The following is a 24,057-nucleotide window of genomic DNA, read 5'->3' as shown; positions in this document are numbered from 1 at the left end:
TCGAAAGAGGAGAGATCATGAAAACAATAAAGGACCGGATTGCAAAATGGTCTGCAATCGGACTGCTGTCCGCCGTGGCAGCCACCAGCTTCTATGCGCCGAGCGCCAGCGCCCACGGTGAAAAATCGCAGGCGGCGTTCATGCGCATGCGTACCATCCACTGGTACGACCTGAGCTGGTCGAAAGAGAAAGTCAAAATCAACGAAACCGTGGAAATCAAAGGCAAGTTCCACGTGTTCGAAGGCTGGCCGGAAACGGTCGACGAACCGGATGTGGCGTTCCTCAACGTCGGCATGCCGGGTCCGGTGTTCATCCGTAAGGAATCGTACATCGGTGGCCAGCTGGTGCCGCGCTCGGTGCGTCTGGAAATCGGCAAGACCTACGACTTCCGGGTGGTTCTCAAAGCCCGTCGTCCGGGTGACTGGCACGTTCACACCATGATGAACGTCCAGGGTGGCGGACCGATCATCGGCCCCGGCAAATGGATCACCGTGGAAGGCTCCATGAGTGAATTCCGCAACCCCATCACCACCCTGACCGGTCAGACGATCGACCTGGAGACCTACAACGAAGGCAACACCTACTTCTGGCACGCGTTCTGGTATGCCATCGGTGTCGCCTGGATCGCCTACTGGTCGCGTCGTCCGATCTTCATCCCCCGTCTGCTGATGGTGGATGCCGGTCGTGGGGACGAACTGGTCTCGGGCACCGACCGCAAGGTTGCGATGGGCTTCTTGGCCGCCACCATTCTGATCGTGGTCATGGCCATGTCCAGCACCAACAGCAAGTACCCGATCACCATCCCGCTGCAGGCCGGAACCATGCGTGGCATGAAGCCGCTGGAACTGCCGGCGCCGACGGTGTCGGTGAAAGTGGAAGACGCCACCTACCGCGTGCCGGGCCGCGCCATGCGGATGAAGCTGACCATCACCAACCATGGCAACAGCCCGATCCGGCTGGGTGAGTTCTACACCGCCTCGGTGCGTTTCCTGGATTCCGACGTGTACAAAGACACCACCGGTTATCCGGAAGACCTGCTGGCTGAAGACGGCCTGAGCGTCAGCGACAACAGCCCGATCGCGCCGGGTGAGACCCGCACGGTCGACGTGACGGCGTCGGATGCGGCATGGGAAGTGTATCGTCTGTCCGACATCATCTACGATCCGGACAGCCGCTTCGCCGGTCTGCTGTTCTTCTTCGACGCCACGGGCAACCGTCAGATCGTACAGATCGACGCCCCGCTGATCCCGTCGTTCATGTAATCGCCTGAGGGGGAGTCCTTCGGGACTCCCCTTGCGGTGGTGAAAGCCAAAACCCCCGACCGGCAACGGTCGGGGGTTTTTTTATGCCTGGCTTTGGATTTTCAGGTGCGAGCTTTCAAATAAAAGGCCCCGCCTTGGCGGGGCCTTTTGTCTAGTGCCGTGGGGGGACCGCTGTCAGGCCTCGGCGCTTCGGGAAGCCTTCTTTCGCTCGTGTTCCTGCAAGAGTTTCTTGCGGATACGAATGGTCTGGGGGGTCACTTCCACGAGTTCATCGTCATCGATGAATTCTATCGCCTGCTCGAGACTGAATTTGATCGCAGGTGTCAGCAGTATGTTTTCGTCGCTGCCGGCCGCCCGGATGTTGGTGAGCTGTTTGGCTTTCGTAGGGTTGACCACCAAATCGTTGCCCCGATTATGCACGCCTACGACCATGCCCTCGTATACTTCATCGCCATGTTCGACGAACAGGCGTCCCCGTTCCTGTAGATTGAACAATGAGAATGCCAGCGCCTTGCCCGACGTGTTGGAAATAAGCGCCCCATTGGTTCTTTGTCCAATCGCGCCTTTCTTGACCGGTCCGTAGTGATCGAATATGTGATACAGCAGGCCGGTTCCGGAAGTCGTGGTGAGAAATTCGGTTTGAAATCCGATGAGGCCGCGGGAAGGAATAAGGTATTCGAGACGCACGCGTCCCTGGCCGTCCGGCACCATGTTCTGGAGGTCGCCTTTACGCTCACCGAGCTTTTCCATGACGGCACCCTGATGTGCTTCCTCCACTTCGATCGTCACGAATTCATACGGTTCGCAAGGTTCGCCGTCGATTTCCCGAATGATAACTTCGGGTCTGGAAACGGCCAGCTCGTAACCTTCCCTTCGCATGTTTTCGATTAAAATGGAAAGATGCAGTTCACCACGGCCGGAAACCGTGAATTTGTCCGGGTCGGCCGTATCCTCCACCCGCAGTGCAACGTTGTGGATCAGTTCCCTATTCAGTCTGTCGCGAATCTGCCTTGACGTCAGAAACTTGCCTTCCCTTCCTGCGAAAGGCGAATTGTTTACCTGAAAGGTCATGCTCACCGTGGGTTCGTCCACGGTGAGCGGGGGGAGCTGTTCTGCAAACCCCACTGCGCAAAGCGTATCCGAAATCTCGAGCCCCTCGATACCGGTGAAGGCAATGATATCGCCGGCGCTTGCCTCTTCCCTTTCGATGCGTTCGAGGCCGTGGAACGCCAGAACCTGAAGAATGCGTGCCGCGCCCTGCCTGCCATCGCGTTTGATCAGTGTGACGGGGGTATTCCTTTTGATGGTTCCTCGGGTGATTCTGCCGATGCCAATGACTCCCACATAGGAATTGTAATCGAGACTGCTGACCTGCATCTGAAACGGCCCGTCGATATCCACGTCGGGCGGCGATACATGATTCACGATGGCTTCGAACAGCGGCTCGAGCGTTCCTTCCGTGATATCGGGATTCAATCCCGCATAGCCATTCAGCGCCGAGCAGTAGATGACCGGAAAATCGAGCTGGGCTTCGGTAGCGCCGAGGCGGTCAAACAAATCGAAAGTCTGGTCGAGCACCCAGTCCGGACGGGCGCCGGGACGATCGATTTTGTTGATCACTACGATGGGGTGCAGCCCCATGGCGAAGGCTTTCTGAGTGACGAAGCGAGTCTGTGGCATGGGGCCGTCCACGGCATCGACCAACAGCAACACCGAATCGACCATGGAAAGGACGCGCTCGACCTCGCCGCCGAAGTCAGCGTGGCCGGGTGTGTCTACGATGTTGATACGGTAATCCCGCCACTTGATGGCCGTATTTTTTGCGAGGATGGTGATGCCTCGCTCTTTCTCCAGGTCGTTGGAGTCCATGACGCGCTCCCCCACCCGCTCATGAGCAGCGAAGGTGCCGCTTTGCTGGAGCAGTTTGTCGACTAAGGTGGTTTTGCCGTGGTCGACGTGGGCGATGATCGCTATGTTGCGTAATTTTTCTACCATGTTTCTCAAAGGGTGTCGGGTGGGAAAAAAGAAAGCACCCAGCTTCAAGCCGAAGCCGGGTGCTTATGGAAAATTTGACCGCGATTTCAGTTTTGCGGTTTCGCGGAGAACGACGGCTCGCTCCGATGTGAAAGCCGACTTACCCTGCTCACCCTTTCTCTTTGAAAGGAGCGGGAAGCCGCTTTCCGCATCCGGGGCGGCCGGTCGTCATGACGGTCAGTTTTGTTCCCAAGGCAGACCTCGAAAACGCCAACCTCCTCTCGAGCTGCGATGGCGGTCGTCGTCCAGAGGGCCTTCGAAACCTTCGCATATATTGTACAGTTTCAAATAGCCGGCCGCTGCCAACTGTTCCGCGGCTTCCTGGGACCGCTGCCCGCTTCTGCACAGGAGCAGGACCGGCGTCGCAACATCGGGTACGAGCTGCTTGACCCCTTCGAGGAAATCGGGATTGATTCGCCAACCGGGTGCAAATTTCCAGGGAACATTTTTCGCCTCCGGCGGGTGCCCGATCATCGCGAATTCGATGGGGTCACGCACGTCGAGAAGAACGTGCTCGGGATGGTTCAGCATGAACTGCCAGGCGGCAGCGGGGTCGATCTGCTCGATCATGATTCGGGTCTCTGGCCTACAAGAAAAGCTTCGTCGCGTTGGCCGGCATCCGGTCGGCCTGCCCGTGCTTCATCCCGGTAATAACGGATCAGCAACCCATCAAAGAGCCGGATGAGTTCGTTGTCGTGCAGCAGGAAGCGCGGGTTGCTGGGACCGTAATCACTGCTCTTGCTCTTCACGAAAGTCTGATAGAACAACAAGCCGCCCGGTCTGAGTGCGTCCACGATCGCCCGCACCAGCGTTCGCTCGAGGAACCGGGTTACGACGACCACATCATAATGTTCGGTGGCCCATTGGCATTCCATGACATCGCCGACGCGGGCGTGGATGGGCAGACCTTCCATGCGCGCGGTATGGGCCAGCGCTTCGATTCCCGCCTCGGAAATATCGATGGCGTCCACCTCGAACCCCCGCCGAGCCAGAAACAGGGCATTGCTTCCGAGTCCGCAGGCAAGGTCCAGCGCCCTGCCGCCAGCTGGCAGGAGGTGCTCGTTCTGGGACAGTACCGTGGCGACATCGGGGAAGGGAGCCTTCCATTCCCGATAGATCCGGTCCCACTTTCGCCGGGTCGTCTCGGTGTCCATCGTCAACCCCGGTGAGATTCTCCCTGAAACATCTGTTCGATGATCGGAATCACCTTCTTGTCGAGCAAGAACATGATGACATGATCCCCTTCTTCTATGACCGTGTCATGATGGACTTGTATCACCTCTTTGTCTCTGACCAGGGCACCCATGACCACGCCCGGCGGAATAGCGATGCGGTCTATCGGTATGCCGATCACCTTCGATTTGCCGGGCGTTCCGTGTGCGACCGCTTCGAGCGCTTCGGCGGCGCCGTGGCGCAGCGAATGGACCTGGACTACATCGCCCTTGCGGATATGACGGAGGAGGGCGCCTATGGTGGATTGCTGTGGTGAAATGACCAGATCGATCTGGTTGGGGTCGACGATATCCGCATAAGCGGCTTTGTTGACCAGACTGATGACGCGCCGTGCACCCAGCCGTTTGGCCAGCATCGCGGACAGGATGTTGACTTCATCGTCATTGGTGATGGCACAGAAAATGTCCGTGGTTTCGATGTTTTCGCTCAGCAGCAGTTCCTTGTCGGAAGCATCTCCCAGCAACACTACGGTATTGGTCAGGTCGCCCGCGATCTTCTTGGCGCGATCGGCGTTTTTCTCGATGACCTTGACTTGATAGCGTTGTTCCAATGCCTGCGCCACCCGCTTGCCGATATGTCCGCCTCCGGCGAACATGAGCCGTCTGTAAGGCTTGTCGAGTTCACGCAGCTCACTCATTACATCACTGATTTCTTCGGACGAGGCCATGAAGAACACTTCGTCGCCGTGCTCTATCGTCTGTCGTCCATTCGGGACGATGGGACGGCCATTGCGGAAAATTGCGGTGATCCGGGCATGGACATTGGGCATGTGCTGGTGAAGCTCGCGAATTTCCCGGCCGACCAAAGGTCCTCCGCTCAGCGCCCGGACCGATACCAGGCGGATCCGTCCTCCGGCGAAATCCAGAACCTGGGATGCGCCTGGACATTGCAGCAGCCGTTCGATCATCTGGGTGACGATCTGTTCGGGACTGATGACTACGTCGATGGGCACGCCTTCCTTGCAGAATATCTCCGGGTAGCTCAGGTATTCGATGGCACGCACCCGCGCGATCTTCTTCGGAATGTTGAACAGGGTGTGCGAGATCTGGCAGGCCAGCATGTTGGTTTCATCATCGCTGGTCACGGCGATGAGCATGTCGGCGTCGTCGGCGCCCGCGCGCTTTAGCACCGTGGGATGCGCCGCATTACCCTGTACGGTGCCGATGTCGAAGCGGTCGTGCAGTTCCCGCAGGACACTGGTCTGTTTATCGACGACGACGATGTCGTTGTCCTCGCTGCAAAGGCTGGCCAGAACACTCGTGCCGACCTGACCGGCTCCCAGGATAATGATCTTCATCAGCGCTTGTCTTTGAACTTGATACCCAACGCATTGAGCTTTCGGTACAAATGCGTACGCTCCAGGCCGATGGCCTGGGACAGCCGTGCGACGCTGCCGCCGTACTTGTCCAGATGGTATTCGAGATAGGTCTTTTCGAAGCGTTCGCGGGCTTCTTTCAGCGGAAGCTCGAAAAAGTCGGATTTGCCTTCCGCTTTCAGGGCATCGGTGGTGCCGCCGAGGATGGATTTGACCTCATCCAGTGAGACATCTTCGCCGCTGCCCAGAATCAACAGCCGCTGGACCAGGTTTTTCAACTCCCGGACATTGCCGTGCCATGCGTAGTGACGTAAAAAGTTTTGCACCGAGACCGGAAAACGCCGAAAGGGGAGCTTCTCCCGGCTGACGAAATAGTCCACATAAAACCGGAGCAATTCAGGGACATCCTCACTGTGTTCCCGAAGCGGCGGAATCTTGAGCGTGACGGTGTTCAGCAGATAAAACAGTTCCCGGCGGAAAAGTCCGGCGCGGACCGCATCGTCCAGGGGCACATGCGTCGATGCGACGAGCCGGAAATCCGCATGGATGGGTTCGGTGCCGCCGACGCGGTAAAACACGCCGGTTTCCAGCGCCCCAAGGAGACGGACCTGGGTTTCCGGCTCGAGGTCGGAGACATCCTCGAGAAACAGCGTGCCTCCGTGGGCCTGTTCCAGCAATCCCCTGCGGATTTTTCCATTGTTTTCACTGCCGAAGAATTCGATGGCGGATGCAGCGGGCGAAATGGTGCCGGCGGCCACTTCCAGGAACGGCCCGGAACGGCGTGAGCTGTGGGCATGCAGGTAACGCGCGGCGGTTTCTTTGCCGCTGCCGGCCTCTCCGACCAAAAGAACCCGTGCGTCGTGCTGGGCGATGCGTTTGATCTGCTCCCGCAGCAGCTCCATCGACGCGCTCTTGCCGACCAGTTCCACCGGCACCATTTCGGCCGCACGCTTCACTCCCACGGTTTCGCGCTTCAAGCGGACCGACTCCAGTGCCCGCTCCACGGTGATCAAGAGTTTCGCCATCGAGATGGGCTTTTCCAGCACGTCGTGGGCACCCAGGCGGGTGGCTTCTATGGCGGTTTCCACCGTGGCGTGGCCGGACATCATGATGACGGGGCAGTCGATCGCTCCGCTTTCCAGCCATTCCCGGAGCAGCGAAATGCCGTCCTCGTCCGGCATCCAGATATCCAGCAGGACCAAGTCCGGCCGATGTTCCCGGACGGCCTGGCGGGCGGCAGCCCCGTTGTTGGCGGCGACTACCGCATAGCCTTCGTCGGTGAGGATGTCCTGCACCAGTCCCCGGATGTCGGGCTCGTCATCGACGACCAATATGCAGCCTTGATTCATGATTTCGCTCCAGAGCTCCCGCCACTTGCTTCGGCTCTAATGTCTGTTTCTGGAACCGGGAACCGGATGATGAAGCCGGCACCCTGCTGGTACCCGTTTTCCACGCGGATGGTCCCACCATGCTCCTCGATGATCTTTTTGACGATCGCAAGCCCCAGGCCGGTGCCCTTGGTCTTGGTGGTGACGTAGGGTTCGAAAATCCGATCTGCCTGGTCCTTCGGAATGCCGGGGCCGTCGTCACGGACGGTCAGTTGCACGAAGGATTCTCCCTGGTCGATTGTCTTGCGAAGAATAAAGCACATCTTACCTTGAGTGGACGGCGACAGGGCTTCCTGTGAGTTCTTGATGAGATTGTGCAAGACCTGTCGCAGTTGCAGCGGATCGGCGGAAATTCTGGGCAGATCCGGTGTTTCATCGATTTCGAAGGTGAGGCCGGATTGTGGCGGGTACAAGGCCAGCACTTCCTCCACGATTTCGGCCAGCGCAACCCGCCGGAGCTGGATGGTCGAAGATCTCGCATACTCGGCGAAGGCGTTGACCATGGCTTTCAGCGCCTCGACCTGATGCACGATGGTGCGGGTCGAACGGTCCAGGATTTCCGCATCGCGGGCGTCGAGCCGGTTGGCCAGCTTGTGATGCAGCCGTTCGGCGGAGAGCTGGATCGGTGTGAGCGGATTCTTGATCTCGTGGGCCAGGCGCCGGGCGATTTCGCTCCACGCCGCCTGGCGCTGGGCCAGGATCAGTGCCGTCACATCTTCGAATACCACCACGGCGCCGAGTTTTTCGCCGTTGCCGTTGAACAAGGGGGTGCCATGGCAATACAGCTCACGGCGGCCGGAGGGGCCGACGAAAGCCATTTCGCCCTGCCAGGTGCCTGCGCCCTTTTCCAGCCAGCGTTCGATACGGTCCAGCGGTTCGGCGAGATAGGGATGTTTGGCTTTGAGCCGGCCGAGTGGGAGGCCCAGGTAATCGTGGGCGGGAACATCCAGAATGTCGTCCACGGCCCGGTTGGCGGTGAGAAGCCGGGAGGCGTTGTCGAAGCTGAGCACACCCGAGGACAGATTGGACAGTACGGTTTCGAGATAGGTGCGCTGGCGCTCGACTTCGAGCCGTGACAGCCGGGCTTCTTCGCTGGCCAGAGCGAGTTTTTCTGTCATCGTATTGAACGATTCGACCAGAAAGCCGAGTTCGTCTTTCGCCCGCACTGCGAGGCGCTGGCCGTAGCGGCCTTCGGCGACCGCGCGCGTGCCCTGGGCCAGCCGCCGCACCGGCGCGACGATGCGGCGGATGCTCACGAAGGCCACCCAGATGGCTGCCAGGAGGCTGAGCAGCAATACCAATGACAGTGTGAGGATGAACGTGTGCTTGAGGGAACTGCGGAGGAAGCCGAGTTCCTTGTAGTGCACGTAGGCCGCTTCGACCGTGCTGGCAAGCTGGGAGATTCGCAGCGGTACGGGAAACACGGCCTGCAGGAACAGAGGATCATCGGAAGGGATGGCCACGACGGCACGGATCTGTAGATTACCATCCGGGTTGGGTTCCAGGCGGACAGAGGATTTGCCTTGCTTGACCCGGAGCAGAACCCCGGCGTCCGGCAGATCGGGGAGGATGAAGCCGAGCTGAGAGCCGCCGGCGGCGATGATCCGCCCTTGCCTGGAAAACACTGTGAATTCGCCTTCCCCCAGCTCGTCCCGGAGTTCGGTCAGGCGCAAGGGATATTCCATGATCGGGGCGAGCTGCAGTTCGGCCGCCGCTTGTTCGGTTTGGTGCAGCATGGCGCGCATCCGCTCATCGAGCGCGGCCTGCCCCAATTCCAGCGCGTCCTCCATGGCCTGGTCGATGCGCACGTCGAACCAGCTGTCGATGCTTTGTTTGAGGAACTGCATGGAGTAGTAGAAAACGATGGAGGCCGGTGCCAGGCTGAGCAGGACGAACAGAAACGCCATGCGGGCCGTCAGATGGGAGCCGGCTGTCCGCTTGGCGAGCTGGCGGAGGAGTCCATAGACATTGACGACGACCAGTGTGAGCAGCAGGATCGAACCGACCGAATTGATGAGGACCAGCAGCGAGTACATGCTGCCGAGCTGCGGCGAACTCTGCGTGGCGGAGCTCATCAGATGCAGTGACGCGACGATGGCCGTGAACAGCGCGATCACGACCAGGCTGAGGGGCAGGCGGATTCTCAGTTTGCGAATGACCATCGGAACCAGGGGCTGTTGAGATGCCACTGGGGGGAGAGATAGGCCGTGGGGCGCAATGGCAGGGGGAGTGATTCGATGTCCAGCGTCACCGAGAGGGCGGCGCGGTATTCGCCGCTGCCGAACGTTTGGGGGGCCTCGATCGGCAGGTTTCTTATCCGCCCCAATGCATCCAGGAGGGCGCGCAGACTGGCGAAGTTCTCGGTCACACCGGATTCGGCCGTCGTCAGCTGATAGGCGCGTGCCAGCGGGTGAAAGCGTATGGTCCGCCGATGGTTTTCCGAGATCATGGTTTCATCCCACCACCAGGGTCTGACCCGCTTGACCCGAAGACGTAAGACCAGGGTCAAGGGGACGCCGTTGTGCATGGCTTCGACGGCGGTTTCGCTGAAATGGTAGTCGATGTCGGCATCGAGCCCCCAGGAGCGGTCCTCGTGCCGGAACAGGTCGGCGCGGCGCACGGCGAACCCCGCTTCGGCGCTCCAGCCCGCGATGGGGGCGAGGAGGCAGAAGAGGACCAGCCAGCCGGCAAACCTGTTCATCCCGTCTTGCGCAAACGGGCATAGAAGAAGCCGTCCATGCCGGATTCGCCGGTGAGAATCTGGCGGCCATGGCGCAAGGGGATGCCCCAGTCCGCGGTCGGCGGCAGTTCCGCCGCATCGGCGTGGGTTTCCAGAAAGCGTTTCATCTGCAAGTCGTTCTCGGCACGGATGACCGAACAGGTGGCATAGACGAGGGTGCCGCCGGGTTTGAGCAGAGGCCAGGCGGCAGCAAGGATGGCTGCCTGAAGTTCGTTGAGTGTGTCGAGATCGCGTGCTTGCCGCAGCAGCTTGATGTCCGGGTGGCGCCGGATGACTCCGGTCGCCGAACAGGGCGCATCGAGCAGGATGCGGTCGAAGGGGCAGCCGTCCCACCACGATTCCGGTGCGCGGGCGTCGCCGGCGATGACCTTTGCGGAGAGTCCTTCCCGCTCCAGATTTTCACGAATACGCACGCACCGATCGGCATCGATGTCCACCGCGACGGCTTGGATGTCTCCCCGGCAGAGTTCGATCATGTGCAGTGTCTTTCCACCGGGAGCGGCGCACAGATCCAGGATCCGTTCGCCCGGTTCGGCGCCCACCAGCGGCGCCGCCAGTTGGGCGGCTTCGTCCTGGACCGATACCCATCCTTCGGCGAAACCCGGTAAGGCTTCGACCGGGACCGGCGATTCGAGGGTCAGTCCCCAAGGTGAATGGTGGCAGGGGCGGGCGGCGATGCCGGCGTCGGCCAGTCGTGCGAGGTAGGCTGCGCGATCGTCCTTGAGCGGGTTGATCCGGAGCGTCATCGGCGGCGGCAGATTGTTCTGCTGCACCAGAGATTCCCATCGCTCGGGCCAGTCGGCGGCGAGCCGATTGCGCAGCCAGGCAGGGTGAGCATCCCGGCTGGCGGGGTCCTGCAGTGCCCGGCATTCCAGTTCCTCCTTGCGGCGTAGATAGTTCCTCAGAATGGCGTTGAGCAAGGGTTTCGCCCAGCTTTTCCGGCCGGCCGCCTCGACTGTTTCCGACACCGCGGCATGAGGTTTGACGTTCATGCTGCGCAACTGGTGGAGACCGATCAGCGCGAGCAGCCGGATTTCCGGGTCGCGGATCGGTTTGGTCGCCAGGCTGCCGAGCAGGAAATCCAGCGGCTCGAAGGCGCGAATTACGCCGTAGCATAGCGATTGCACGAACGCCCGGTCACGGGCATCTGGCAAAGACGGAAGGCGTTTTCCCAGCGCCCAGGTCAGCGAATGCCGGTCGACGACGACATCATGAAGCGCTGCGGCGGCCAGCATGCGGGTTTTGGTCGTCATGTCCCCAGCCGTTTTCCGGCCAGCGCGTGGGCGTTGAGGAAGTCTGCGGCACTCATCCGCCGTTTTCCCGGGGTCTGGATTTCAAGGATACGCAAAGTGCCCCGCCCGCAGGCTACGTCGAGGTTTTTCGCTGCTGCAAGGACAGTGCCGGGGGCGGTGTCCTGCGGGGTGTCTAGTGCCCGGGCCGACCAGATTCGCAACACCGTTCCATCCAGCGTCGTTTCCGCCACCGGCCAGGGATTGAACGCGCGCACCCGGCGGGAGAGGGTGGTTGCATCCTGCTGCCAGTCGATGCGTGCCTCGGATTTTTCGATCTTCTCGGCGTAGGTCACCCGACTCTCGTCTTGCGCTTCACCGGCCAGGCAGCCCTCTGCCAGCGCGGGCAGCAACTCGGCCAGCAATTCGGCCCCGAGGCCGGCGAGGCGGTCATGCAAGGTGGCGGCGGAATCGTCGTCACCGATCAGGCAGCTCCGCTTGCCCAGCATCGGCCCAGCATCCAGACGCGGCTCGATGCGCATGAGAGTGACGCCCGTTTCCCGATCGCCGGCGAGAATGGCACGCTGGATCGGCGCTGCGCCTCGCCAGCGGGGCAGCAGGGAGGCATGGATGTTGACGCAGCCAAGCCGTGGAACGGTCAGGACGGGGGGGGGCAGGATCAGGCCGTAGGCCACCACCACCATCAGGTCCGGCGCCAACTCGCGCAGCCGTTCGAGTTCCTCCGGCCCTTTCAGGGATTCCGGCTGGAACACGGGAAGGCCGTGATCGGACGCGAGTTGCTTGACCGGGCTGGACGCGATTCTACGGCCACGGCCGGCGGGGCGGTCGGGTTGAGTATAGACGGCGCATGGCGGGTTGCCCGATGCGATCAGGGCGCGCAGGGCAGGGACGGCGAACTCTGGGGTGCCGGCGAATACGATTCTCATGAAGCCGTTTTACGGTTGGGCGGAAGCGGCGGCCTGCCGCAAAAGGGGCGATCGTCGCTTTCTGCTCCCACGCGAGGCGGTCAGACGGCTGCCGCGGCACGCGGAGTCTTGTTGATCGCCTTCATGCGCCGCTCTTTCTGGAGTTTCTTGCGCGCCATCTGGCGCTTCAGAGCGGAAAGATGGTCCAGGAACAGCTTGCCTTCGAGATGGTCCATCTCGTGCTGGATGCAGACGGCCAACAATCCCTCCGCCGACATTTCAAAGAATTCGCCGTTACGGTCCTGGGCGCGGATGCGGACCGATTCGGCTCGACACACTTTTTCGAAAATCCCCGGCACCGAAAGGCAGCCTTCCTCCATCTCCCCGTTCCCTTGCTTTTCGAGCAGTTCCGGATTGATCAGGCAAAGCGGCGCATTTTTTTCTTCGGAAACGTCGATGACGAGAATGCGCTTGTGCAGGTTGACCTGGGTGGCCGCCAAGCCGACACCGGGGGCTGCGTACATGGTCTCGAACATGTCGTCGACGGTCCTGCGCAGGTCGTCGTCGAACACTTCGACGGGCGCGGCCTTCTTGCGCAAACGTTCGTCAGGAAATTCGAGAATGGATAGAATGGTCACGGTAGCCTCTTCCGCCGGGCGGGCGGGAAACATAGCTGCTCAAGCAAGGAGAATTCTAACGAATTCCGCCGGGAGAATGAATCTAATGATCATGGCGGCCAGCCACTCTGGATGGACGAGAGCCGCTCCTTGCCAGGATCGGTCCCTTCCCTCCAGAGTTCTCCCGCACGCGGGAGAGGGAGAACAAAAAAAGCGCTTCGCGTTGTTTCACGTTAAAGCCTGATGCAGCTGGAAATACAAGGTCTGTGAATAATAAGACAAGAAAACTTCACTCCGGTTTCCTCGTGATCTCCCGAGGATGCCCATGATCGCCAGGCTTGCCGCCGGCCTGGCTCTGCTCCTCATCTACGCAGGCGCCTTCGCGGACGGGATCGCCCTCAATCCGGATTCTCCAGATCGCTACCTGGTGCAGGTGAACGATACGCTCTGGGACATCGCCTCCCGCTTTCTGCAGAATCCGGCGCAGTGGTCGCAGGTATGGTACCGGAACCCGGCATTGGCCAACCCGGACCAAATCTATCCGGGCGACGTGCTTGTACTGCGCCGGCGGGGGCGTGAGCCCAGGATCGAGATCGAGACCGCCCCCACCGTCCCCTTGAGTCCCGTCATTCGGGTGACACCGCTGGTGCGGGAGATCCCGGTCATTCCGGAGCATGCCATCCGGGCATTCCTGACCCGGCCCAGAGTCCTGGACGGCGCCAATGTCGACACGCTCCCTTACATCGTCGGGTTCCCGGACGAGCACATCGCCGGCGGCGCCGGTTACAGATTCTATGCGCGAGGGGTCAAAGCAGCGGATGGCTGCGTTCTGGCGGTCGTGCGGCCGGGCCCCGTCTATCGCGATGGCGTCACCGAGGAAGTGCTTGGCCATGAAGCCTTGTATATCGGGGATGCGCAGCTGCGCCGTGCCGGCGAGCTGGCGGAGTTTCTCTTGGTCCGGGCCGAGCGGGAGGCCGTGATCGGTGATCGTCTGCTGGCCGTCGAGCCGCGAGAGCTTATGACTTCGTACACGCTGCACGCTCCGGCGAAGCCGGTCTCCGGCAGGATCATCGGTGTGCGTGACGGCGTGACCCAGCTTGGGCAATACCAAGTGATCGTCCTGGACCGAGGCAGCCGGGACGGACTGGAGGTCGGGCATGTGCTCGACATCTACCATGAAGTCGATACGATCAAAGACTATGTCGCCGGCGGTTTCGGCAACGTGGTCGAGATGCCGCCAGACTGGTCGGGTTCGCTGGTGGTATTCCGGCCGTTCGAGCGGGTCAGTTATGCGCTGGTCATGAAGGCCATCAGGGCGATGCACGTCGGCGACATTGTGAAATCCCGGTGACGTCTGGCCGATGACGGGGGTCCCTTTGCACTGCTGGCTGGCCCTGGTGCGGTTGCCCGGTGTCGGGCCGCGCCGCGCGGCGTCCCTGCTGGATCGGTTCGGCTCGGCCGGCGCGGTATTCGCACGGCCGCGTGCGGACTACGATGGGCTGCGCTTGAGCGAGGATGCACTGGATCATCTGATGCGCCCCCGCTGGGAGGAGGTCGAGGCGGATCTCGCTTGGCTGGCGCAGCCGGGACATGGCTGCCTCACGCTGCACGATCGCGAATATCCTGCTTTGTTGCGCCATATCGCCGATCCGCCGGTGGCGCTTTTCACGCGGGGTGATGCCGCCGTGCTCAGGTGCAAGCAGATCGCCATTGTCGGCAGCCGCAACCCTACGGCGACGGGGCAGCGGACGGCAAGGCGCTTCGCTGCCGCCTTGGCTCGAGCCGGGCTGGTGGTCACCAGCGGTTTGGCCGCGGGCATAGACGCCGCCGGACACGAGGGGGCCCTGGAGGCTGGGGGGCCGACCGTTGCCGTGTTCGGATGCGGCCCGGATCGCATCTATCCGCCCCGGCACAGGGCGTTGGCCGATGCGATCATCGCTAGCGGCGGGGTACTCGTCTCCGAGTTTCCCCCTGGTACCCCGCCGAGCCGGGAGGGGTTTCCGCGTCGCAACCGCATCATCAGTGGTCTCAGTCTGGGGGTGCTGGTGGTGGAGGCGGCTCTGAAATCGGGCTCGCTCATCACCGCGCGCCAGGCGATGGAGCAGGGGCGCGAGGTCTTCGCCATACCCGGGTCGATCCTCGATCCCCTGGCTCGGGGCTGCCACGCCCTGATCCGCGAGGGTGGCAAACTGGTGGAATCGGTGCCGGACATCCTCGAGGATCTCGGGGCGTTGGCGGGTTTCGTGGATCATCAGGAGGAGTCGGCCGTGGTTCCGCCGGCGGACGCGGAGGCCGCGCGGATTCTGGCGCATATTGCCTATGCGCCGACGTCGGTGGATACTCTAGTCGCGGCAACAGGTTATACAGCGAACCTCATCGCCTCGAAACTCGTCCTGCTCGAGATGGAGGGCCATGTGGCGGCTGCGCCAGGCGGCGGATATTGCCGTGTAAAGTAGGGAGCGTCCCGACGCTCTCCCACTCGAGAGGGCCAATGAAAGAAAACGTGTTTGATGTGTTGATCTACCTGTTCGAAAACTATCTGGACCGTGATCCGGAACAGGCGCCGGATCCCGATGAGATGCGGACCGAACTGCTGGAAGCGGGTTTTCCTCAGCAGGAGGTCAATCGGGCGTTCGACTGGCTGGAGACGTTGGGGACCCAGCAGCCGATGCGGGCTGCCTCCCTTCCGGCTTTCCGTATCTTTTCATCGGAAGAGCGGGCCAAGTTGGACGTGGAATGCCGCGGTTTCCTGATGTTCCTGGAGCAGAGCGGTATTCTGACCGCTGCGAGCAGGGAAATGGTCATCGATCGCCTCATGGCTTTGAACGAGAAAACCATCTCGCTCGAAAACCTGAAATGGGTCGTCTTGATGGTGCTGTTCAGCCAGCCCAGCGAGGAGGTCGCATTCGCGCGCATGGAAAATCTCGTTTATGAAAGTTTTCCCGGCTATATCCACTAACGCCCGGGTGGCAGCTCCGGCCGCGATGCCGCGGCCCGTTCCGGGAGCCGCCGTCTGAGGCAGGTTTCATTCATTCATGGCTCAACACCTCGTCATCGTCGAATCGCCGGCCAAAGCCCGGACGATCGAAAAATATCTCGGTAAGTCTTTCCAGGTCTATGCCTCCTACGGGCATGTGAGGGACTTGATCCCCAAGGAAGGCGCAGTCGATCCCGATCACGACTTTTCGATGAAGTACGCAATCATCGAGAAAAACAAGAAACACGTGCAGGCGATTTCCAAAGCCATGGAAAAAGCCGATGCGCTGTACCTCGCGACCGACCCCGACCGCGAGGGCGAAGCGATTTCCTGGCATCTGTATGAATTGCTGAAGGAACAGCAGGTTCTCGACAGCAAGCCGGTCCATCGCGTGGTGTTTCACGAAATCACCAAGCGCGCCATCACAGAAGCCGTCGAAAACCCCAAAACACTCTCGACCGATCTGATCCACGCCCAGCAGGCCCGGCGGGCACTCGATTACTTGGTTGGTTTCAAACTTTCTCCGCTGTTGTGGAAGAAGATCCGCCGCGGATTGTCTGCGGGGCGTGTGCAAAGCCCGGCCTTGCGGATGATCGTGGAGCGCGAACTTGAAATCGAGCGCTTCCAGGTTCAGGAGTACTGGACCATCGAGGCGGCGATCCAATCCGAAGACCAGGCACTTTCGGCCCGCCTGACCCATCTTGCCGGCGAGAAGCTGGAGCAGTTCAGCATCGTCAACGAAGCGCAGGCGCAGGCCACGCGGCAGAGCCTGCTGGATCAGGCCCATGGCAAATTGCGGGTGGTCCGGGTCGAAGAGAAGGAACGCAAGCGCAATCCGGCCGCGCCTTTCACGACCTCGACCCTGCAGCAGGAAGCAGCCAGGAAGCTCGGCTTCACTACCCGCCGGACCATGACCGTGGCCCAGCAGCTTTATGAAGGGATCGACCTGGGCGGCGAGGCCGTGGGGCTCATCACCTACATGCGTACCGATTCGGTCAATCTCGCCCAGGAGGCCGTCCAGGAGTTGCGCGAGCTGATCGAGTCGCGTTATGGCAAGGACAATTTGCCCGCGCAGCCGCGACTTTACAAAACCAAGAGCAAGAATGCCCAGGAAGCCCATGAGGCGATCCGTCCGACCTCGGCGTTCCGGACGCCGGAGTCGGTCAAGGCGCATCTGACGCCGGATCAGTTCAAGCTCTACAGCCTGATCTGGAAGCGCAGCGTGGCCTGTCAGATGGTCCATGCCACCTTGAACACCGTCACCGTGGACTTCGCCTGCGGCAGCACTGACAACCTGTTCCGCGCCACCGGTTCGACGGTGATCCATCCGGGCTTCATGTCGGTGTACCGGGAAGGACAGGATGACGTGCCGGAGGAAAGCGACGAAATCTATCTGCCCAAGTTGGCGGAAGGGCAGGAGGTCGACCTGAAGGACGTGATTCCTTCCCAACATTTCACCGAGCCCCCGCCCCGCTACACCGAGGCCAGTCTGGTCAAGGCACTGGAAGAATACGGCATCGGCCGGCCGTCGACCTATGCGACCATCATTTCGACGCTGCAGCAGCGGCATTATGTCGAGCTGGAAAACAAGCGCTTCCGTCCCACCGATCTGGGACGGGTGGTGAACAAGTTCCTGACGGAGCATTTCAACCGCTATGTCGATTACAACTTCACCGCCAATCTCGAAGACGACCTGGATGCGGTGTCGCGGGGTGAGAAGGACTGGATTCCGCTTATGCGGGAATTCTGGGGACCCTTCCATGCACTCATCGGTGAGAAGGATGAAAGCCTGAAACGGGCCGACGTCACCCACGAGGCGATCGACGAGAAATGCCCGGAATGCGGAAGTCCGCTTTCGATCCGGCTGGGGCGCAACGGCCGCTTCGTCGGCTGCACCAACTATCCGCAATGCAAATACACGCGGAATCTGGCTGGCAAAGAGTCGGAGCAAGCCGATCCCGAGGTTGTGGAGGGGCGGCAGTGCCCCAAGTGCAACTCGCCGCTGGTCATCAAGACCGGGCGCTATGGCCGGTTCATCGGCTGCAGCGGCTACCCCGCCTGCCGCCACATTGAGCCGCTGGAGAAACCCACCGACACCGGCGTGCCGTGCCCGGAGTGTGGCCAGGGCACCCTGACCAAGCGCAAGTCCCGCTTTGGCAAGCTGTTTTACTCCTGTTCGACTTATCCCAAATGCAGCTATGCGGTGTGGAATCCTCCCATCGCCGAGGCCTGCCCCGCCTGTCAGTGGCCCGTGCTCACACTGAAAACCACCAAGCGCCGCGGCACCGAGAAAGTCTGCCCACGCAAGGAGTGCGGTTATGCAGCGCCCTACGAGGGTGAGCCGCTGACCGATTCCGCTGCCTGAGCATCGGCTCCGCGCGTGAGCTGGATTTCCGAGTTCCGGCTGAGGCTTGCCACGGATGCCTTGCGCCGAGGCCGGACCGTAGCCTATCCCACTGAGGCCGTTTACGGTCTGGGATGTGATCCGTTCAATGAAGAAGCCGTCCGCAAGCTGCTGGCGCTCAAGCGCCGCAGCCAGACCAAGGGCCTGATCCTGATCGCGGCGGATGTGGAAGCCGTCGAGGCTCTGGTCGATCTGGCCCGCGTGCCGCTCAGCGCCGAGGTGCGCGCGGGTTGGCCCGGTCCCACGACTTGGCTGATCCCACCCCGCCCGGGCATTCCCGAGTGGCTGCGCGGTACCCATGATGCCCTGGCGGTCCGCGTTACCGCCCATCCCGTGGCGGCAGCGTTGTGCCGCGCTTTTGGCGGGCCGATCGTGTCGACCAGCGCCAATCTGTCCGGACACCGGCCCGCCCATACCCCGGTACGGCTGTGGTGCCAGTTTTCCCGACAGGCGGTCCATTTCCTGCCCGGCCGCCTCGGCGGCGCCACTCGTCCCACCGCCATCTTCGACGCCATGAGCGGACGGCGCATCCGCTGAAGCGGCGCCTGTCGCAAATCCGACAAAGGTGCGTCCAGGCACTGCCCGAGTGTCGCAATCAGCCGGCATAGATGCCTCCGGCAGGACCGTACCGGAGCCGGCAAACCCAAGCAGACTTACGGCCTTCGGAACTCTTCGCGCACTCGCCTGGGCGATGGAACGCTGTTTGCTGGGAATCGTCAAACGATCCCAGAATGTGAGGAGCCACCATGCTCGAAATTGCCATCGTCGGCGGCGGACTGTGCGGCTTGGCGCTTGCGCAGAGCCTAGAGGCCAGGCGGTGCGACTTTGTCCTGTTCGAGGCTCGCGGCCGTCTGGGCGGACGCATCCTGTCGGTGCATAGCGAAAAGGCTGGGATGGCGCTGGACCTTGGGCCCACCTGGTTCTGGCCGGAAATCCAGCCGCGCATGTTCAAGCTGGTGAACGATCTCGGCTTGCGTAGCTTTCCCCAGCACGATACGGGGGAGGTCCTCTACCTCACCGATCACGACAAGGCGCCGGATACACTGAGCCGGCCCGGTCTGCACGACGGCGCCCATCGTGTCGAAGGCGGCATGGCGAGCTTGGTGGAGGCATTGATCCAGCGTCTTCCTCCCGAAGCACTGAGGCTCGGTCATGAGCTGACCGCCGTGACCGACCGCGGCGATCACGTGGAACTGTGCTTCGTCCATGGTGGGGAAACCATCGTCGTTGCCGCGCGCCGCACGGTGCTCGCGATGCCGCCGCGCCTAGTCGAGGAGCGCATCCGTTTCGAGCCGGCCCTGGACGGCAAGGTACTCGAAGCATTGCATGACACCTATTCCTGGATGGCCGACCAGGCCAAAGCACTGGTGGCTTACGACAAACCGTTCTGGCGCACGGCAGGCCAGTCGGGAAATGCTTTCGTCCGGCATGAGCATGTGGTTCTCGGCGAAATCTTCGATGCCTGTGACGCCACTGCCGAGCGGGCCGCCCTGGGCGGCTTCTTGGCACTGCCCCCGGCGGCGAGGGTCGCGTTGCTGCCGGGCATGCCGATGTTGGTTTCGAGCCAGATGGTACAAGTCTTCGGCAGCGCGGCGGAGCATGGCGAGCTGCACTTCCAGGACTGGGCGGCGGAGCCCTATACCTGCAGCCGGCGGGATCACGTGCCGCCGGATAATCAGCCGGAATATGGCCACCCCCTGCTGCGGCGGCCGCAATGGGGCGGGCGGTTGTATTTCGGCGGTTCGGAGACCGCGAGCTATGGCGGCGGCTACCTTGAAGGCGCTCTGGAGGCGGGTGCCCGGCTCCAGAGGGCCCTCATCGTGGAACGGACTTCGCTCGCACCGTCTGGCGGGCGGAACGAGCAGGCCGTTGCCGGTTTCGGCGAGTGGGTGGCTGCTCAGCGCGGGGTCGTGCTCGAACGCTACAAACGTCTGCTCCATCAGAATCTCGCGAGCCAGCGCACCGAGCAGCTTACCCAGCGGGCCGTGCTCGGTGTGATGGAGCAGGTTTACAGCGAAGCCTTGGCAAGACTCGGCGAGCTTTCCTTCGAGCCTCCTGCCGGAAGTATCGAAACCGGTCTTGCGACACTGGCGCAAGACCTGCTGGCGCCCTTCGTCGGCTTCAACAAGGTCCTGCTCGATGAAGCCATTGCATTCAATGGCAGTTCCTGTGCACTGTCCAATTTTCCGTCCGAACACCGGCCTTCATCCGATTATCTGGAAACTACGGCCCGCGATCTGGCTGCCGCCTGGCGCGAGTTCGCCTACGACGTAAACACCCTCCTGGCGGGCCGCTTCGTCGTGCGGACGGCGGCGTGACGGAGGATCGCCCGATGCTTGAACTGGACGTGAGACTGAGCCGGGACCATTTCGATTTGTCCGCCCGGCTCGCCATCGACAGCCCGATGACCGCATGCTTCGGACCGCCTGGCGCCGGCAAAAGCACCTTGCTGAGCATAATCGCCGGAGTCGTCATGCCGCAGCGCGGCTGGATCCGGCTGGGCGGCGAGACGGTTTTCGACAGTCGTCAAGGCGTGCGCGTGCCGCCGCCCCGCCGCCGGATCGGTCTCGTGCGTTTCGATCCGGCCAGCCATCCTAGGCAGACGGTCGGCGAACTGCTTCGGGATACCCACCGGAATTCGGTTCGAAGTGGCACCTTCGGATTCGCCGGGGTGGTCGATCTCCTGGAACTGCAACCTCTGCTCGACGTTGGCATTCAGGCTTTGCCTGCCGGCGAGAGACAGCGGGTGGCACTGGCACACGCGCTCATCCCGGCGCCGCGCCTGCTGCTGCTCGACGATCAGCTCGAAGTCTCGGGTGTTTCCAACTCTGCCCTGTTGCCCTATCTCACGCGGGTCCGAGATGAGCTGAACGTTTCGGTCATCTATGTCAGCCATTCCCTGGGAGAGGTATTGCAGCTCACCAACCGCATGGTGCTGATGGTCAACGGGCGCGTGCTGGGATTCGGGGACCCGCATGAAATCATCACCGACAAAATCCTTTCCGCCGGGTCCGTCCTGCAGGGCATCGAAAGCGTGCTTCCCGTGACGGTGCTTGGGCATGAAGCCGAAAATGGCTGCACGATCGCCTACTATCACGGCAGCGCGCTGGTGCTGCCGATGGCCGCGCATCTGGCGCCCGGGGATTCCGTCAACGTGTCCATCCGCTCCAGCGACATCGCGCTGTCGAAGCAGTATCTGCGGGGAACGTCGATCCAGAACCAGATCAAGGGTCGGGTATGCGCTGTCATCCGCACGCCGGGGCACGCGGTCGTACAGATCGACTGCGGTATCACCCTGCTGGCGGGCATCTCGCTGAAAGCGCTCCATGCAATGGCGTTGCAGGAAGGAGATATCGTGTATTGCCTGATCAAGGTGCATGCGTTCTCCTACCTGGGCAACCCGTCAAGGGACGGACAACCTCCGGACTCCAGGGAAGTATCAGTCATTCACTGAAGCATCGGGCTCATTCCCAAGGCAAACATCGATGAGTACGTTTATCAAGAGCACACAGGACGGCCGTAAGGTCGAAGTCATCGGACTGGCCGTTTGCCTCGACGGCCACAAGGAAGCCACCCGTCTGGTTCCCGTCAGTGAGCACCCCAACCGGGATGCCATCCTGGCGGCGATGCCGGCAGCCACCCACATGGCGGGCCGGCTGCCGCTCACGGCGGACGAAGCCGCCGCCGCGCAGGCCGCTTTGGATGCGGCGTGGGAGGCTTATGCGCGCAGCCCCAAAGGGCTTTCGGAACGCATCCGCGCGGTCCAGAACCGGGCTCTGGCCAACCGCGACGGCTGACCGGCCCGCTGTCGGGGATGACGAATCCTTACGAAATCTACGATCTGTTGCAGGATTATGCTGGCGGGCCGGTGCCCAGCGGGAGGCTGGTCATCGGTCTGGTCTGGACGCTTTGCGAAGCCGATGCCGTGGGGCTCTCGATGAGCCCGGGCGTTCAGACCCGGACGCTTCCCTGGGCCGGTACGCTGCGCGGCAAGACCCTGGCCGAACTGGTCGCCTGGGTGCGGGAGTTCGACCCGTACCGGGCTACGGTGGGCATGGCGGCCGTCAATGCCGGCATCAACCGGCTCGGCATCCTTCCGGACGGCGTGACGCTGGCGCCCAAAGACGGCGCGGATAACAACCTTGCCGTCTTCGAGCATTTTCTCGCAGAGATGCGCGGCAAACGGGTCGTGGTGATCGGCCGTTATCCCGGCCTGGACCGCTTCGCCCAAGCGCACGCCCTGAAACTGACGGTCCTCGAGCGTCAGCCCGGTCCGGAAGACCTGCCGGATTCGGCCTGCGAGTACCTGCTTCCGGAAGCGGACTGGGTATTCCTCACCGCCACCTCGATTCCGAACAAGACCTTTCCACGTCTTGCGGCGCTGGCGCGCGATGCCAACACGGTCCTGATGGGGCCTACCGTCCCCTGGTTGCCGGAACTACGGCACTTTGGGATCGACTATCTGGCCGGTGTGGAGATCGCCGATACCGAAGTTCTGAAGGACACCGTGTGTGAAGGCGGGGGCGTGCGGATTTTCGATGCCGGAGTGCGCTACCGGATCGCGGCCATCGGCCCGGAATCCACCAAGGACTGGGCGCGGCGCATGATCGTCCAGGCGACGGCGGAGCGGGAACGCCTCAAAGAGGACATGGAAGCATGGTATGCCCGGGGCAATACCGTGCGTTTTCCGGAGTATGCGCAACTGGAAACGGTCGACCGCCGCTTGTCGCGTCTCGATACTTGTTTCAAGCGGCTCTGGGACGCCTTTCCCGACCCGGCACCGGCACGGTTCTCCGGCGTTTCTCCCTGACCCGCCACCACCGGCATCATCGGATGCGCCAATAACCATGCAATTTGACCGGTTTTGCCGGGGCAGTACAATGCGGTCGGAATCAAGTTTTTTGTGGAGACGGTTTTGATGGTTGCTGAAGTCAGAGTTTCGCCCGAGCACGATATGGACGCCCCGGTCCGGTTCGACGGCCACCTGCTGGACCGGCTCTGCAAGGACACGTTGGCCTCTTGCGGCGACGCGGGCCTGCTGGACCGTCTGCGCCAGGCCTATCCAGAGTATCCGCTGCACCTCGCCCGCCTGGGGCACGAGTGGTACCGCTTGGGCGGCATCGTCAAGCCGAACGGCGCGAAGATCGCGGCGGACATCGGCGAATGGGCGGAGCGCACCTACATCGAATGCGGGCAAAATTTCAGCACGCTGCTCGCCCACTGTGAGGAAGGCGGCTACTTGGCTACCCACCACACCGGCGTGACACTTTATCTCGTGGCCCAGACCGGAGGCCGGGCGGAGGATTTCGTCCAGATCGAAGTGGACCGGACCCAGGAAACCGCGGACCGCTATCTGATCGACCCGGAAAATCCGCCAGAGGATCTGGAAGGGCTGATCGATCCCATCGAGCCAGTCGAGATCCAGCCGTTCGCAGTGGGTGCCGCCCGCTATACCTACCGCCGCAAAACCGATGTGGCCTTATTCATGCGCGAGCTGGGGCGGCATCGCGCGGACCGCCACCCCGCCCAGCGTTTCATGGACGACTGGAACGCCAGTAGCGCGGGCCAGCACCAGATCTTCTGCGAGGAATGGAGCCTACGCCTGTTCCAGCACATCGGCCGCCATGGCGAGCAGATCATGAACGTCGAGACCGTCCACAACCGCACCCGCGAAGTGCCCCGCCTGGAAGGGCCGGACGGCAAGAAGGGCAAGGCCCTGGCAGCGCTCCTCAACCGCTTCGATGCGCAGGCGGGCTATCCCTTTGCCTGGTACTTCTACATGCTCAAGGGGCTGGTTTCGCCGCATGTAGGGGAAGCGGTGCAGCGCGACCTGGCCAAGGACTATGCCTATCTGCCCGACCGGGATGCTGCCGTGCTGAAGCGGTGGGCTGCGGAGCCTTATTGTCTGTGAACCGTCCTTCCCGGGGGAAGC

Annotated in this window: 21 protein-coding genes; 11 read left to right on the top strand and 10 right to left on the bottom strand. The window is 61.9% G+C overall.

What is annotated here, in order from left to right; all coding sequences use genetic code 11:
• The first annotated feature begins 17 nt into the window (after positions 1–17).
• Positions 18–1,262: a bacterial ammonia monooxygenase, subunit AmoB gene (amoB, locus tag N4J17_RS03705; protein ID WP_338457635.1), complete on the top strand. Its 1,245-nt coding sequence runs from the start codon at positions 18–20 to the stop codon at positions 1,260–1,262.
• Between the two features lie 174 nt (positions 1,263–1,436).
• On the opposite strand, the gene typA is transcribed toward amoB, so the two are convergent.
• From typA to def, 10 genes are all read right to left on the bottom strand, one after another.
• Positions 1,437–3,257 carry a translational GTPase TypA gene (gene typA, locus N4J17_RS03700; RefSeq protein WP_198322910.1) on the bottom strand — a complete coding sequence of 607 codons (1,821 nt, stop codon included), beginning with the start codon at positions 3,255–3,257 and terminating at the stop codon, positions 1,437–1,439.
• 216 nt (positions 3,258–3,473) lie between these two features.
• Positions 3,474–3,866, bottom strand: coding sequence for a rhodanese-like domain-containing protein (locus N4J17_RS03695; RefSeq protein WP_198322911.1), 393 nt, complete (start codon positions 3,864–3,866; stop codon positions 3,474–3,476).
• Entirely contained in the window at positions 3,863–4,450 is a 588-nt protein-coding gene (locus tag N4J17_RS03690; RefSeq protein ID WP_198322912.1) for a class I SAM-dependent methyltransferase, read from the bottom strand. The genes N4J17_RS03695 and N4J17_RS03690 overlap by 4 nt, the downstream gene beginning before the upstream one ends.
• Positions 4,451–4,452: 2 nt before the next feature.
• Positions 4,453–5,826, bottom strand: coding sequence for a Trk system potassium transporter TrkA (trkA, locus tag N4J17_RS03685; RefSeq protein WP_198322913.1), 1,374 nt, complete (start codon positions 5,824–5,826; stop codon positions 4,453–4,455).
• Positions 5,826–7,193, bottom strand: a complete 1,368-nt coding sequence (locus N4J17_RS03680; protein WP_198322914.1) for a sigma-54-dependent transcriptional regulator — start codon at positions 7,191–7,193, stop codon at positions 5,826–5,828. Before N4J17_RS03680 ends, trkA begins: the two co-directional genes overlap by 1 nt.
• Complete coding sequence (locus N4J17_RS03675) at positions 7,190–9,394, bottom strand: sensor histidine kinase (RefSeq protein WP_198322915.1); 2,205 nt, start codon at positions 9,392–9,394, stop codon at positions 7,190–7,192. The genes N4J17_RS03680 and N4J17_RS03675 overlap by 4 nt, the downstream gene beginning before the upstream one ends.
• Entirely contained in the window at positions 9,376–9,933 is a 558-nt protein-coding gene (locus N4J17_RS03670) for a DUF4390 domain-containing protein (RefSeq protein WP_198322916.1), read from the bottom strand. The genes N4J17_RS03675 and N4J17_RS03670 overlap by 19 nt, the downstream gene beginning before the upstream one ends.
• Positions 9,930–11,225, bottom strand: coding sequence for a 16S rRNA (cytosine(967)-C(5))-methyltransferase RsmB (gene rsmB / locus N4J17_RS03665; protein WP_198322917.1), 1,296 nt, complete (start codon positions 11,223–11,225; stop codon positions 9,930–9,932). The genes N4J17_RS03670 and rsmB overlap by 4 nt, the downstream gene beginning before the upstream one ends.
• The gene (fmt, locus tag N4J17_RS03660; RefSeq protein WP_198322918.1) at positions 11,222–12,148 is read right to left on the bottom strand and encodes a methionyl-tRNA formyltransferase; all 927 of its coding nucleotides are present in this window, start codon (positions 12,146–12,148) and stop codon (positions 11,222–11,224) included. Before fmt ends, rsmB begins: the two co-directional genes overlap by 4 nt.
• Before the next feature lie 80 nt (positions 12,149–12,228).
• Positions 12,229–12,765, bottom strand: coding sequence for a peptide deformylase (gene def, locus N4J17_RS03655; RefSeq protein ID WP_198322919.1), 537 nt, complete (start codon positions 12,763–12,765; stop codon positions 12,229–12,231).
• A gap of 304 nt (positions 12,766–13,069) precedes the next feature.
• Between def and N4J17_RS03650 the strand changes: the two genes are divergently transcribed.
• From N4J17_RS03650 to N4J17_RS03605, 10 genes are all read left to right on the top strand, one after another.
• Entirely contained in the window at positions 13,070–14,095 is a 1,026-nt protein-coding gene (locus N4J17_RS03650) for a LysM peptidoglycan-binding domain-containing protein (RefSeq protein ID WP_198322920.1), read from the top strand.
• A 10-nt stretch (positions 14,096–14,105) separates the two neighbouring features.
• The gene (gene dprA, locus N4J17_RS03645) at positions 14,106–15,200 is read left to right on the top strand and encodes a DNA-processing protein DprA (protein WP_198322921.1); all 1,095 of its coding nucleotides are present in this window, start codon (positions 14,106–14,108) and stop codon (positions 15,198–15,200) included.
• A gap of 35 nt (positions 15,201–15,235) precedes the next feature.
• On the top strand, positions 15,236–15,703 hold the full coding sequence (locus tag N4J17_RS03640; protein ID WP_198322922.1) for a DUF494 family protein: 468 nt from the start codon (positions 15,236–15,238) through the stop codon (positions 15,701–15,703).
• A gap of 76 nt (positions 15,704–15,779) precedes the next feature.
• Positions 15,780–18,086 carry a type I DNA topoisomerase gene (gene topA / locus N4J17_RS03635; protein ID WP_198322923.1) on the top strand — a complete coding sequence of 769 codons (2,307 nt, stop codon included), beginning with the start codon at positions 15,780–15,782 and terminating at the stop codon, positions 18,084–18,086.
• A 15-nt stretch (positions 18,087–18,101) separates the two neighbouring features.
• Positions 18,102–18,662: an L-threonylcarbamoyladenylate synthase gene (locus tag N4J17_RS03630; protein ID WP_198322924.1), complete on the top strand. Its 561-nt coding sequence runs from the start codon at positions 18,102–18,104 to the stop codon at positions 18,660–18,662.
• 209 nt (positions 18,663–18,871) lie between these two features.
• The gene (locus N4J17_RS03625) at positions 18,872–20,443 is read left to right on the top strand and encodes a flavin monoamine oxidase family protein (RefSeq protein WP_198322925.1); all 1,572 of its coding nucleotides are present in this window, start codon (positions 18,872–18,874) and stop codon (positions 20,441–20,443) included.
• A gap of 14 nt (positions 20,444–20,457) precedes the next feature.
• A complete protein-coding gene (locus N4J17_RS03620) occupies positions 20,458–21,579 on the top strand; it encodes a molybdenum ABC transporter ATP-binding protein (protein WP_198322926.1) in 1,122 nt (373 codons plus the stop codon).
• Between the two features lie 31 nt (positions 21,580–21,610).
• Positions 21,611–21,922 carry a hypothetical protein gene (locus tag N4J17_RS03615; protein WP_198322927.1) on the top strand — a complete coding sequence of 104 codons (312 nt, stop codon included), beginning with the start codon at positions 21,611–21,613 and terminating at the stop codon, positions 21,920–21,922.
• Between the two features lie 17 nt (positions 21,923–21,939).
• Entirely contained in the window at positions 21,940–22,935 is a 996-nt protein-coding gene (locus N4J17_RS03610) for a DUF364 domain-containing protein (protein ID WP_198322928.1), read from the top strand.
• Between the two features lie 108 nt (positions 22,936–23,043).
• Positions 23,044–24,036, top strand: a complete 993-nt coding sequence (locus N4J17_RS03605; RefSeq protein WP_198322929.1) for a hypothetical protein — start codon at positions 23,044–23,046, stop codon at positions 24,034–24,036.
• Positions 24,037–24,057 lie beyond the last annotated feature (21 nt).

The organism is Methylococcus capsulatus, assembly GCF_036864975.1.
Classification (GTDB): Bacteria; Pseudomonadota; Gammaproteobacteria; order Methylococcales; family Methylococcaceae; genus Methylococcus.
Note: the sequence above shows the minus strand (reverse complement) of the source record. Positions and strands in the feature narration are given on the sequence as shown.

What these genes read in the sequence shown, in the direction of transcription:
- N4J17_RS03690 (WP_198322912.1), bottom strand. Translation starts at nt 4,450, where the DNA reads ATGGACACCGAGACGACCCGGCGAAAGTGGGACCGGATCTATCGGGAA.
- N4J17_RS03640 (WP_198322922.1), top strand. Translation starts at nt 15,236, where the DNA reads ATGAAAGAAAACGTGTTTGATGTGTTGATCTACCTGTTCGAAAACTAT.
- N4J17_RS03695 (WP_198322911.1), bottom strand. Translation starts at nt 3,866, where the DNA reads ATGATCGAGCAGATCGACCCCGCTGCCGCCTGGCAGTTCATGCTGAAC.
- rsmB (WP_198322917.1), bottom strand. Translation starts at nt 11,225, where the DNA reads ATGACGACCAAAACCCGCATGCTGGCCGCCGCAGCGCTTCATGATGTC.
- topA (WP_198322923.1), top strand. Translation starts at nt 15,780, where the DNA reads ATGGCTCAACACCTCGTCATCGTCGAATCGCCGGCCAAAGCCCGGACG.
- fmt (WP_198322918.1), bottom strand. Translation starts at nt 12,148, where the DNA reads ATGAGAATCGTATTCGCCGGCACCCCAGAGTTCGCCGTCCCTGCCCTG.
- N4J17_RS03675 (WP_198322915.1), bottom strand. Translation starts at nt 9,394, where the DNA reads ATGGTCATTCGCAAACTGAGAATCCGCCTGCCCCTCAGCCTGGTCGTG.
- amoB (WP_338457635.1), top strand. Translation starts at nt 18, where the DNA reads ATGAAAACAATAAAGGACCGGATTGCAAAATGGTCTGCAATCGGACTG.
- N4J17_RS03610 (WP_198322928.1), top strand. Translation starts at nt 21,940, where the DNA reads ATGACGAATCCTTACGAAATCTACGATCTGTTGCAGGATTATGCTGGC.
- typA (WP_198322910.1), bottom strand. Translation starts at nt 3,257, where the DNA reads ATGGTAGAAAAATTACGCAACATAGCGATCATCGCCCACGTCGACCAC.
- N4J17_RS03615 (WP_198322927.1), top strand. Translation starts at nt 21,611, where the DNA reads ATGAGTACGTTTATCAAGAGCACACAGGACGGCCGTAAGGTCGAAGTC.
- N4J17_RS03670 (WP_198322916.1), bottom strand. Translation starts at nt 9,933, where the DNA reads ATGAACAGGTTTGCCGGCTGGCTGGTCCTCTTCTGCCTCCTCGCCCCC.
- dprA (WP_198322921.1), top strand. Translation starts at nt 14,106, where the DNA reads ATGACGGGGGTCCCTTTGCACTGCTGGCTGGCCCTGGTGCGGTTGCCC.
- N4J17_RS03650 (WP_198322920.1), top strand. Translation starts at nt 13,070, where the DNA reads ATGATCGCCAGGCTTGCCGCCGGCCTGGCTCTGCTCCTCATCTACGCA.
- N4J17_RS03605 (WP_198322929.1), top strand. Translation starts at nt 23,044, where the DNA reads ATGGTTGCTGAAGTCAGAGTTTCGCCCGAGCACGATATGGACGCCCCG.
- trkA (WP_198322913.1), bottom strand. Translation starts at nt 5,826, where the DNA reads ATGAAGATCATTATCCTGGGAGCCGGTCAGGTCGGCACGAGTGTTCTG.
- N4J17_RS03680 (WP_198322914.1), bottom strand. Translation starts at nt 7,193, where the DNA reads ATGAATCAAGGCTGCATATTGGTCGTCGATGACGAGCCCGACATCCGG.
- N4J17_RS03620 (WP_198322926.1), top strand. Translation starts at nt 20,458, where the DNA reads ATGCTTGAACTGGACGTGAGACTGAGCCGGGACCATTTCGATTTGTCC.
- N4J17_RS03625 (WP_198322925.1), top strand. Translation starts at nt 18,872, where the DNA reads ATGCTCGAAATTGCCATCGTCGGCGGCGGACTGTGCGGCTTGGCGCTT.